At 76.7% G+C, this 12,597-nt stretch carries 1 protein-coding gene (only partly in view); it reads left to right on the top strand.

The window, feature by feature from the left end:
* A protein-coding gene (locus tag OG294_RS07350; RefSeq protein ID WP_327065607.1) for an SDR family NAD(P)-dependent oxidoreductase crosses the window boundary here: on the top strand, positions 1 to 12,597 show its 3' portion. The gene continues 4,701 nt to the left of window position 1, outside the view; 12,597 of the gene's 17,298 nt are visible here — the last part of the coding sequence; its start codon lies beyond the left edge, outside the window; its stop codon occupies positions 12,595 to 12,597.

Genomic DNA, 12,597 nt, shown 5'->3' with positions numbered 1-12,597 from the left:
GACCCCCAGCAGCGCCTGCTGCTGGAGACCTCCTGGGAGCTGTTCGAGCGCGCCGGCCTGCCGCCCACCGCCGTCCGCGGCTCCCGCACCGGCGTCTTCGTCGGCACCACCGGGCAGGACTACGTCCCGCTGCTGCTCGCCTCCGAGGACACCGTCGAGGGGCACCTGGGCACCGGCACCGCGGGCAGCGTGGCCTCGGGCCGGCTCGCCTATGCCTTCGGCCTGCAGGGCCCGGCGATCACCATCGACACCGCCTGCTCCTCCTCGCTGGTCGCGCTCCACCTGGCCGTCGCCTCGCTGCGCTCCGGCGAGTCCGCGCTGGCACTGGCCGGCGGCGTCACGGTGATGTCGACGCCCGGCACCTTCGTCGAGTTCTCCCGGCAGCGGGGGCTTGCCGCCGACGGGCGGTGCAAGGCGTTCGCCGCCGAGGCCGACGGGTTCGGCCCCGCCGAGGGCGTCGGCCTGCTGCTGCTGGAGCGCCTGAGCGACGCCGAGCGGCACGGCCACCAGGTGCTGGCGGTGGTGCGCGGCTCCGCGGTCAACTCCGACGGCGCCTCGCACGGCCTGACCGCGCCCAACGGCCCGGCCCAGCAGCGGGTGATCCGCGACGCGCTCGCCGACGCCCGGCTGCCCGCGGCGGCGGTGGACGTGGTGGAGGCGCACGGCACCGGCACGCCGCTGGGCGACCCGATCGAGGCCCAGGCGCTGCTGGCCGCCTACGGGCAGGATCGCGAACACCCGCTGCTGATCGGCTCGGTGAAGTCCAACATCGGCCACACCCTGGGCGCCGCCGGCGTCGCCGGGGTGATCAAGACCGTGCTGGCGCTGCGGGCGGGGCTGGTCCCGCCGACCCTGCACGCCGAGCGGCCCACCCCGCACGTCGACTGGTCGGCGGGCAGCGCCGGCCTGGTCACCGAGCCCACCGCGTGGCCGGCCACCGGCGCGCCGCGGCGGGCCGGCGTCTCCTCCTTCGGCATGAGCGGCACCAACGCCCACGTCGTCCTCGAACAGGCCCCCGAGACCCCGACCGCCGCCCCGTCCGCGCCGGCCGCAGTGTCCGCGCCGGCCGCGCCGCTCGCCCGCACCGCGCCGCCGCTCCTGCCGCTGGTGCTGTCGGCGGCCGACCGGCCGGCCCTGGCCGCGCAGGCCGACCGGCTCGCCGAGGCCGTCGAGGCCGGGACCGACCCGCTGGACGCGGCGTTCTCGCTCGCCACCACCCGGGCCCGGCTGGACCAGCGGGCGGTGCTGCTCGCCGCGGACGGCGCCGAGGCGCTCACCGCGCTGCGGCGGCTCGCGGGCGGCGAGGCCGCGCCGGCCCTGACCACCGGCACCGCGCGCGAGGGCCGGCTGGCCTTCCTGTTCGCCGGGCAGGGCACCCAGCGCCTGGGCATGGGCCGTGACCTGCACGCCGCGTTCCCGGTCTTCGCCGCCGCCTTCGACGAGGTCTGCGCCGGGTTCGCCGACCACCTGCGGCTGCCGCTGCACGAGGTGCTCCTCGGCACCGACGCGGCGCTGCTCGACCGCACCGAGTTCACCCAACCCGCCCTGTTCGCCCTGGAGGTGGCGCTCTTCCGGCTGCTGGAGAGCTGGGGTGTGGTGCCCGACGCACTGCTCGGCCACTCGGTCGGCGAGCTGGCCGCCGCCCACGTCGCCGGCGTGCTGTCGCTTCCCGACGCCTGCCGGCTGGTCGGCGCCCGCGGACGGCTGCTGCAGTCGCTGGCCGAGGGCGGCGCGATGCTGGCGCTGGCGGCCGGTGAGCAGCAGGTGCGGGCCTGGCTCACCGCGGGGGTCGACGTCGCCGCGGTCAACGGCCCCGCTGCGACGGTGGTCGCCGGCGACGCCGAGGCCGTGGCCCTGGTGGCGGAGCGGGCCGCGGCGGCGGGCGTGCGGGCCCGGCGGCTGCGGGTGGACCGCGCGTTCCACTCGCCGCGGGTCGAACCGGTGCTCGCCGCGTTCGCCGAGGTGGCCGCGACCGTGCGGTATTCGCCGCCGCGGATCCCGATCGTCTCCAACGTCACCGGCGGCTTCGCGGCGCCCGTGACGGCCGACTACTGGGTCCGCCACCTGCGCGAGGCCGTGCGGTTCGGCGACGGCGTGGCCGCCCTGCTGGCCGACGGCGTGCGCGGCTTCCTCGAACTCGGTCCCGACGGCGTGCTCAGCTCGCTGGCGGGCTCGGGAGCGGGCGCGGACTGCGCCGACGCGGTCTTCGTCCCGCTCCAGCGCTCGGTGGGCTCCGGCGTGGAGTCGGCGCTCGCCGCCCTCGCGCGCCTTGAGGTCACCGGCACCCCGGTCGACTGGGCGGCCCTCTTCGAGGGCACCGGCGCCCGGCGGGTCGACCTGCCCACCTACCCGTTCCAGCGCGCCCGTTACTGGCCGGTGCTGCGCGAGGCGCAGCCCGCCGCCGAACGCGGCCCGCGCCCGCCCGCCGCGGCGGCGCCCGTGCCAGCGCCGATCGTCGTCCAGGGCGAGCGTGCCCGGCTGCTCGCCCTGGACGCCGAGCGGCGCGAGGCGGCGCTGCTCGATCTGGTCCGGACCCAGACGGCCGGCGCGCTCGGCCTGGCCTCGGCGGCCCAGGTGCGGCCCGGCAAGAACTTCCGCGACCTGGGCCTCGACTCGATCCTCGCGGTCGAGCTGCGCAACCGGCTGGCCGGGCTGCTCGGCACCGCGCTGCCCGCGACGCTGGCCTTCGACCAGCCGACCCCGCGGGCGCTGGCCCGGTTCCTGCTGGCCGATGCCGTCACCGATGCCGCCCCCGCGGCCGCGGGCGGCGCGGCCACGACCCCGGCCCGCGCCGCGGCCGAGGACCCCGTGGTCATCGTCGGCATGGACTGCCGCTACCCCGGCGGCGTCGACTCGCCCGAGGCCCTGTGGCGGCTGGTGGCCGAGGGCGGCGACGCGATCGGCGGCTTCCCCGCCGACCGCGGCTGGGACCTCGATGCGCTCTTCGACCCCGAGCCCGGCGTGCCCGGCCGCTGCTACACCGACCAGGGCGGCTTCCTGACCGGTGCCGCGCTCTTCGACCCGACCCTGTTCGGGATCTCGCCGCGTGAGGCACTGGCCATGGACCCGCAGCAGCGGCTGCTGCTGGAGACGGCCTGGGGCGCCTTCGAGGACGCCGGGGTGACACCGGCCGACCTGCGCGGCAGCCGGACCGGGACGTATGTCGGCATCAGCGTCCAGGACTACGTCAACCTCGCGGCCGGTTCGGCCGAGGACCTCGGCGGACACGTCGGCACCGGCAACGCGGGCAGCGTGGTCTCCGGGCGGCTGGCCTACGTCTTCGGGCTCGAAGGACCCGCCGTCACGGTGGACACCGCGTGCTCCTCGTCGCTGGTGGCGATCCACCTGGCGGCGCAGGCCCTGCGCTCCGGCGAGTGCGAGATGGCGCTGGCCGGCGGCGTCACGGTGATGTCGACGCCGGGCGCCTTCGTCGAGTTCTCCCGCCAGCGCGGCCTGTCGCCGGACGGGCGGTGCAAGGCGTTCGCGGACGGTGCGGACGGGACGGGCTGGTCGGAGGGTGCGGGTCTGGTGCTGCTGGAGCGGCTGTCGGACGCGCGGCGGCGCGGGCACCGGGTGCTTGCGGTGGTGGCGGGTTCGGCGGTGAACTCCGATGGTGCGTCGAACGGTCTGACGGCGCCGAACGGTCCTTCGCAGCAGCGGGTGATCCGGGCGGCGTTGGCGAGCGCGGGGCTGTCGGCGGCGGATGTCGCGGTGGTGGAGGCGCACGGGACGGGGACGCGGCTCGGTGACCCGATCGAGGCGCAGGCGCTGCTGGCCACCTATGGTCAGGATCGCCAGGAGCCGTTGTGGCTGGGGTCGTTGAAGTCGAACATCGGGCACAGCCAGGCGGCGGCCGGGGTCGGTGGTGTGATCAAGATGGTGTTGGCGATGCGGCACGGGGTGCTGCCGCGCACCCTGCACGCCGAGCAGCCGAGCTCCCAGGTGGACTGGGAGTCCGGTGCAGTGCGGCTGCTGACGGAGCGTCAGGAGTGGACCGGTCCGCGCCGGGCCGGCGTCTCGGCCTTCGGCATGAGCGGCACCAACGCCCACCTCCTGCTCGCCGAGGCCCCGCCGGCCGCCGAGGAGCCCGTGCTCGCCGCCCCCGCGCCGGCCGTGCTGCCGGTCGCCCTGTCCGCCACCAGCGCCGAGGCGCTCGCCGAACAGGCCTGCCGTCTGCGGGAGTTCGTCGACAGTGGGGTCGAGCTGCGGGACCTGGCCTGGTCCTCCTTCGCCACCCGGGCCGCGCTGGACCACCGCGCGGTGGTGCTCGCCGAGGACCTCGGGCAGCTGCGCGAGCGCCTCACCGCCCTGGCCGAGGACCGACCCTCGCCGCACGTGCTGACCGGCCTCGGCGCCGGGGTCTCGGTGGGCGTGGTGTTCGCGGGGCAGGGGTCGTCGGGGGTGGGTGCGGCGCGGGAGTTGTGCGCGGCGTATCCGGTCTTCGCGGCGGCCTTTGACGAGGTGTGCGACGGCGTCGACGCTTTCGTGCACTGGTCGTTGCGCGAGGCGGTGTTCGCCGGGGCCGTGGAGCGGACGGAGGTGGCGCAGCCGGCGCTCTTCGCGTTCGAGGTGGCGTTGTTCCGGCTGTTGGAGTCCTGGGGTGTGTCGGCCGGTGTGGTGTTGGGGCATTCGCTGGGTGAGGTGGTGGCGGCTTATGTGGCGGGGGTGTTCTCGCTGGCGGATGCGTGCCGGTTGGTGGTGGAGCGTGGTCGGTTGATGGAGGGGTTGGTGCCGGGGGTGATGGTGGCGTTGCCGGTGCCGGTGGCGGAGGTCCGTCCGCTGCTGGTGGGGCGTCGTGCCGATGTGGCGGCGGTCAACGGCTCTGCCTCCGTGGTGGTTTCGGGCACCGAGGAGGATGTTCTCGCGGTGGCTGCGCAGTTCCCCCGGTCGCGGCGTCTGGAGGTCGACCGGGCCTTCCACTCGGTGCTGGTCGAGCCCGCCCTGCAGCCGCTGCGGGAGCTGCTCTGCTCGCTCGAACTCCGCGAGCCGCAGCGCACGGTGGTGTCGGGGCTGACGGGTGAGGTGGCCGATCCGGAGCTGCTGTGCACGCCGGAGTACTGGGTGCGGCACGCACGGGAGGCCGTGCTCTTCGGCGACGCGCTGCAGGCGGCCCGAGCGGCGGGGGCCGAGGTGTTCCTGGAGGTGGGTCCGGACGGGTCGCTGTCGGCCCTGACCGGCGGCGTCCCGGCGCAGCGCCGGGAGCGGGACGCGGTGGCGGCGCTGCTCGCGGCGGTGGGCGAACTCCACGTCCGGGGCGCCGAGATCGCCTGGCCGGCGGTCTTCGCGGGCACCGGTGCCCGCCGCGTCCCGCTGCCCCGCTACGCCTTCCAGCACCGCCGGTTCTGGGCCACGCCCTCGGCCGCCGGCGACGTGACCGGAGCCGGGCTCGCCCCCGCCGCGCACCCGCTGCTCGGCGCCGCGCTGCCGATCGCCGGGACGGACGGGGTGGTCCTCACCGGAGCGCTCTCCCTGCACACCCACCCCTGGCTGGCCGACCACGTCGTCAACGGCACCGTCCTGCTGCCGGGCACCGCCTTCCTGGAGCTGGCCGTGCGCGCCGCCGACGAGGTGGGCTGCGCCGCGGTCGAGGAGCTGACGCTGGCCGCGCCGCTGGCGCTGACCGGCACCACGCGGCTGCAACTCGTCGTCGACGAGCCCGCCCCGGACGGGCGGCGCGCGCTGCGCGTCTACTCCCGCCCGGCGGGGGAGAGCGACGCCGAATGGACCTGCCACGCCACCGGCCTGCTCGCCGAGCGGGCGCCCGCGCACACGGACGCCGACCTGGCGGCCTGGCCGCCGCCGGGCGCCACACCGGTCGAGGTCGACGGGCTCTACGAGGCGCTCGCCGAGGCGGGATTCGGATACGGCCCGGCCTTCCGCGGCCTGCACACGGCCTGGCGGCTCGGCGAGGAGATCTACGCCGAGGTGCGGCTGACCGGCGATCCCCGCGGCTTCGCCCTGCACCCCGCGCTGCTCGACGCCGCCCAGCACGCCGTGCTGCTCGGCGGGTTCCTGCCCGGCGACGGCGGCAGGCTGCCGTTCTCCTGGAGCGGTGTCTCGGTGGCCGCCACCGGGGCGAGCGAGGTCCGGGTCCGGATGACGCCCGCCGCCGGCGAGGCCGTCCGGATGCTGGTCGCCGACCCGGCCGGCCGACCGGTGGCCACCGTCGACTCGCTGGCCTTCCGGCCCGCCGCGCCCACCGCCGCCGCCCCCGACCACGGCCGCGACGCACTCTTCCGGCTCGCCTGGGCGGAGTACGAGACCGCCCCGGACACCGGCGGTCAGAAGCCCGTCGTGCTGGCACCCGCACGGGCGTCGGCGCTGGCCCAGCTGCCCGCGGGCCCGGCCCCGCAGGCCGTGGTCGTCCCGCTCACCGCCGCGTCCGGCGAGGTCCACCCGCTGCTGCACGACGTGCTCGCGCTCAGCACCTGCTGGCTGGCCGAGGACCGCTGGGCGGACTCCCGGCTGGTGCTGCTCACCCGGGGGGCGGTCGACACCGGCCCCCAGGACCGCCTGCACGATCCCGCGATGGCCGCCGTCTGGGGCTTCGTGCGCTCCGCGCAACTGGAGAACCCGGACCGCTTCCAGCTGGTCGACACCGACGCCAGCGCCGCCTCCACCGCCCGCCTGGCCGCCGCGATCGCCACCGGCGAGCCCCAACTGGCGCTGCGCGAAGGGCGGGTGACCACGCCGCGGCTGGTCAGGACGGCCCCGGGCGCGGCGCTGGTGCCCCCGGCCGAGGGGCCCTGGCGGCTGGGCATCCTGGAGCAGGGCAGCCTGGAGGGCCTCGGCCTGGTCGCCGACCCCGCACTCGACGGGCCGACCCCGCCCGGCTGCGTCCGGCTCGCGGTGCGGGCCGCCGGGCTCAACTTCCGCGACGTGCTCAACGCGCTGGGCATGTACCCGGGCGACGCGGGCCTGCCGGGCAACGAGGGCGCGGGCGTGGTGCTCGACGTCGGCCCCGGCGTCCACGACCTGGCCCCCGGCGACCGGGTGATGGGCCTGGTGCCCGGCGCCTTCGCCACCGTCGCGGTGGTCGACCGGCGCTTCCTCACCCCGGTCCCGGCCGGCTGGACCTTCGCCCGCGCCGCCTCGCTGCCGATGGCCTACCTGACCGCGTACTACGCGCTCGTCGACCTGGCGGGCCTGCGCGCCGGTGAGTCGGTGCTGGTGCACGCGGCGGCCGGCGGGGTCGGCATGGCCGCGGTGCACCTGGCCCGGCACCTGGGCGCCACCGTGCACGCCACCGCGGGCCCCGCGAAGTGGGCGGCGGTCCGGGCGCTCGGCGTCCCCGAGGAGCGCATCGCCTCCTCCCGGACGCTGGAGTTCGGCGAGCGCTTCGCCGACGGCGTGGACGTCGTCCTCAACGCCCTGTCCGGCGAGTTCGTCGACGTCTCGCTCGGCCTGCTCGGCGCGGGCGGGCGCTTCGTGGAGATGGGCAAGACCGACATCCGGACGGCCGAGCAGCTGGCCACCGCCCACCCGGGCGTCGCCTACCGCGCCTTCGACCTCATCGAGGCGGGCCCGGACCGGATCCAGCAGATGCTCACCGAGGTCGTCGCCCTGCTGGCCGAGGGCGCGCTGACCCCCCTGCCGCTGACCGCGTGGGACCTGCGCCGCGCCCCCGAGGCGTTCCGCCACGTCAGCCAGGCCCGGCACATCGGCAAGGTGGTGCTCACCGTGCCCGCCCCGCTCGACCCGGCGGGCACCGTCCTGGTCACCGGCGGCACCGGCTCGCTCGGCGCCCTGGCCGCCCGGCACCTGGTCACCGGCCACGGCGTCCGGCAGCTGCTGCTGACCAGCCGGCGCGGCGCCGAGGCACCGGGCGCCGCCGAGCTCGCCGCCGAACTGACCGCGCTCGGCGCCCGGGTGACGATCGCCGCCTGCGACGTGGCCGACCGCACGGCGCTGGCCGCACTGCTGGCCGGCATCCCCGCCGAGCACCCGCTCACCGGCGTGGTGCACACCGCGGGCATCTCGGACGACGGCGTGCTCGGCTCGCTCACCCCGAGCCGGGTGGACGCCGTGCTGGCCCCGAAGGCGGACGCCGCCCTCGCGCTCAGCGACCTGACCCAGGGCGCCGACCTGGCGCTCTTCGTGCTCTACTCCTCGGTGGCCGGCGTGCTGGGCAGCCCCGGCCAGGCCAACTACGCCGCCGCCAACGGGCTGCTCGACGGCCTGGCCCGCCGGCGCGGCGCCGAGGGCCTGCCCGCCCAGGCGCTCGACTGGGGCCTGTGGGCGGACGACTCCCGGCGCAGCGCCATCAGCGGTCACCTCGCCGCCGCGGACCTGGAGCGCCTGACCCGCACCGGCCTGGCGCCGCTGCAGCCCGAACGGGGCCTGGCCCTGTTCGACCTCGCGACCGCCGCGCCCGACCCCGTGCTGGTGCCGGTCCCGGTCGACACCGCGGTGCTGCGCAAGCACCTGGACAGCCTGCCCGCGATGCTGCGGGCGCTGGTGCGGGCCCCCGCCCGGCGGGCGGTGTCCGCACTCGCCTCCGACGCCGGGCTCGCCTCGCTCCCGCCGGCCGAGCGGGCCGCCGCGCTGACCGGGATCGTCCGCGCCCACAGCGCGGCCGTGCTCGGCCACGAGGGCACCGACGCGATCGAGGACGGCCGCGCCTTCCGCGACCTCGGCTTCGACTCGCTGACCTCGGTGGAGCTGCGCAACCGGCTGGCCGCGGCCACCGGGGCCCGGCTGCCCGCGACGCTGGTCTTCGACCACCCGACCCCCGCCCGGCTCGCGGAGTACCTGCTCGCCGAGCTGTTCGGGGCGGAGGCCGAACCGGGCCCGGATCCGGCCGTGGCCGCCGCACCCGCCACGGTTGCGGGCGACGACCCGGTGGTGATCGTCGCCATGAGCTGCCGGTTCCCCGGCGGCGTCGGCTCGCCGGAGGACCTGTGGCGGCTGGTGGCCGAGGGCCGCGACGCGGTCGGCGACTTCCCCGCCGACCGCGGCTGGGACCTGGCGCGCCTCTACGACGCCGAGCGGAGCAGGCCCGGCACCTCCTCGGTGGCCCGCGGCGGCTTCCTGGCCGAGGCGGGCGGCTTCGACCCCGCGTTCTTCGGGATCGCGCCGCGCGAGGCGCTGGTGATGGACCCGCAGCAGCGGCTGCTGCTGGAGATCGGCTGGGAGGCCTTCGAGCACGCCGGCATCGATCCGGCGACCGTCCGCGGCAGCCGCACCGGTGTCTTCGTCGGCGCCTTCGACCAGGCCTACGGCGCGCTGGCCGGCCCGGCGCGCGAGGAGCTGGAGGGCTACTTCCTGACCGGCAACGCCGCGAGCGTCATCTCCGGGCGGGTCGCCTACACCCTGGGCCTCGAAGGCCCGACCCTGACGGTGGACACCGCGTGCTCCTCGTCGCTGGTGGCGATCCACCTGGCGGCGCAGGCCCTGCGCTCCGGCGAGTGCGAGATGGCGCTCGCCGGCGGTGTCACCGTGATGTCCAACCCCGGGGTGTTCGTGGAGTTCTCCCGGCAGGGCGGTCTCTCCCCGGACGGGCGGTGCAAGGCGTTCGCGGACGGTGCGGACGGGACGGGCTGGGCGGAGGGCGCGGGTCTGGTGCTGCTGGAGCGGCTGTCGGACGCGCGGCGCAACGGGCACCGGGTGCTCGCGGCGGTGGCCGGCAGCGCGGTGAACTCCGATGGTGCGTCGAACGGTCTGACGGCGCCGAACGGTCCTTCACAGCAGCGGGTGATCCGGGCGGCGTTGGCGAGCGCGGGGCTGTCGGCGGCGGATGTCGCGGTGGTGGAGGCGCACGGGACGGGGACGCGGCTGGGTGACCCGATCGAGGCGCAGGCGCTGCTGGCCACCTATGGTCAGGATCGTCAGGATCCCTTGTGGTTGGGGTCGTTGAAGTCGAACATCGGGCACAGCCAGGCGGCGGCCGGGGTCGGTGGTGTGATCAAGATGGTGCTGGCGATGCGGCACGGGGTGCTGCCGCGCACCCTGCACGCCGAGCAGCCGAGCTCCCAGGTCGACTGGGAGTCCGGTGCGGTGCGGCTACTGACGGGGCATCAGGAATGGACCGGTCCGCGCCGGGCCGGCGTCTCCGCGTTCGGCGTGAGCGGCACCAATGCGCACGTCATCCTCACCCAACTGCCGGAGCAGGACCCGGCGGAGGCTTCGGCACAGGCGCCGGAGTGCGCGGTGCCGCTCGTCGTCTCGGGCCGCAGCCGGGCCGCGCTGCGAGCCCAGGCGGCCCGGCTGGCCGAGCACTTGGCAGCGGTGGACGCCCCGCTCGGCGACACCGCCCACGCGCTGGCGACCGGCCGGTCCGCCTTCGAGCACCGGGCGGCCGTGCTGGCCGCCGACCTGCCGACCGCCCTCGCCGGGCTGCGGGCGGTCGCCGCCGGCGAACCCCACCCGGCCGTCGCCACCGGCACGGCTGCCGGTCGCGGTGGGGTGGCCCTGATGTTCGCGGGGCAGGGGTCGTCGGGGGTGGGTGCGGCGCGGGAGCTGTGCGCGGCGTATCCGGTCTTCGCGGCGGCGTTCGACGAGGTGTGCGCGGTGGTGGACGGCCTGGTGGCGTGGTCGCTGCGCGAGGTCGTGTTCTCGGGGGAGGGGCTGGAGCGGACGGAGGTGGCGCAGCCGGCGCTCTTCGCGTTCGAGGTGGCGCTGTTCCGGTTGCTGGAGTCCTGGGGTGTGTCGGCCGGTGTGGTGTTGGGGCATTCGCTGGGTGAGGTGGTGGCGGCTTATGTGGCGGGGGTGTTCTCGCTCGCTGATGTGTGCCGGTTGGTGGTGGAGCGTGGTCGGTTGATGGAGGGGTTGGTGCCGGGGGTGATGGTGGCGCTGCCGGTGCCGGTGGCGGAGGTCCGTCCGTTGCTGGTGGGGCGTCATGCCGATGTGGCGGCGGTCAACGGCCCTGCCTCCGTGGTGGTTTCGGGCACCGAGGAGGATGTTCTCGCGGTGGCTGCGCAGTTCCCCCGGTCGCGGCGTCTGGAGGTCGACCGGGCCTTCCACTCGGTGCTGGTCGAGCCCGCCCTGCAGCCGCTGCGGGAGCTGCTCTGCTCGCTCGAACTCCGCGAGCCGCAGCGCACGGTGGTGTCGGGGCTGACGGGTGAGGTGGCCGATCCGGAGCTGCTGTGCACGCCGGAGTACTGGGTGCGGCACGCACGGGAGGCCGTGCTCTTCGGCGACGCGCTGCAGGCGGCCCGAGCGGCGGGGGCGGCGGCCTTCGTCGAGATCGGCCCGGGCGGCGTGCTGGCGGCGCTCGCCGCCGACGCTCTGGACGCGGCCGCAACCGTCGTCTCCGGGGCGGCCGGGCCCGTCGCCGCTGCCGCCGCGCTGCACGTCGCGGGGCACCCGGTCGACGTCGCCGCGCTCCTCGGCCCGGCCCGCCCGGTCGAGTTGCCGACCTACGCCTTCCAGCGCACCCGCTACTGGCTGGAGCCCGTCCCGGTGGAGCTGCCGGCTCCCGCCGCCCCGAGAGCAGCCCAGCAGGACGAGCCGGACAAGCCGGACGAGCAGGACGACCCGATCGGTGCCGGGCCCGACCTGGCCCGCCTGGTCCGCGCCGAGGTGGCCGCCGAACTGGGCTACCCGGACCCCGCCGAGGTCGAGACCGGCCGGGCCTTCCTGGAGCTGGGCTTCGACTCGCTCTCGCTGGCCGGGCTGCGGGCCAGGCTGCGCCGGTCCACCGGCGTCGACCTGCCGGCCACCGTGCTCTTCGACCATCCGACTCCCGAGGCGCTGACCGGATACCTCGCCGAGCAGCGGTCCGCCGACCAGCGCTCCACCGCGCCCGGCGGGAGTCCGGCGCACGGGTCGGCGCCCGCCCCGGCGCCCGAGGGACCGGTCACCGCCCTGTTCCGTCGGGCGTTCGCGCAGGGCGGCTACCGCGGCGCCTGCGACCTGCTGCGGATCGCCGCAGGGCTGCGCCCGCTCTTCGCGGCCGCCGAGGCCGCCGGCAAGGCGCTGCCGGTGCGCCTCTCGGACGGCGGCGAGGGCGAACCGCTGCTCTGCGTCCCGTCGTTGGTGGCACCGGTGAGCCCCGTGCAGTTCGCCCGCCTCGCCGCGGCGCTGCGCGGCAAGCGGGAGGTGTGGGTGCTGCCCACCCCGGGGTACGGTACCGGTGAGCCGCTGCCCGCCGACCTGTCGGCCGCCGCGGCCCAGCACGCCGACACCGTGCGCCGGGCCTTCGGCGACCGGCCCGTCAGCCTGGTGGCCTACTCCTCCGGCGGCTGGCTCGCCCATGAGCTGGCCGTCCGGCTGGCGGCCACGGGCACACCGCCGCGCGCGCTGGTGCTGCTCGACTCCCCGGCCGGCGCGGGCGAGGACCTCGCCCTGCGGATGGCGGGCACCACCCACCGGCTGCTGGAGCGGTTCCCCGAACTGCCCGTCGACGACGACCAGCTGACCGCCATGGCCTGGTACGCGCAGCTCGTCGAGGACTGGCAGCCGGGGGCCGCCGGCACCCCGACGCTCTTCGTCCGCGCCGCCGAGTTCGTGCCGGACCTGCTCGGCGGCGGCGCGCGGCCCTCGTGGTCGCTGCCGCACAGCGTGCGGGAGGTGACCGGAAACCACTCCTCCCTGCTGGAGGAGCACGCCAGTACCACCGCGACCGCGGTGCACGACTGGCTGCACGACCTGCGCTGA

Origin of the sequence: Kitasatospora sp. NBC_01302 (assembly GCF_035976515.1) — a bacterium.
GTDB lineage: Bacteria > Actinomycetota > Actinomycetes > Streptomycetales > Streptomycetaceae > Kitasatospora.
Note: the sequence above shows the minus strand (reverse complement) of the source record. Positions and strands in the feature narration are given on the sequence as shown.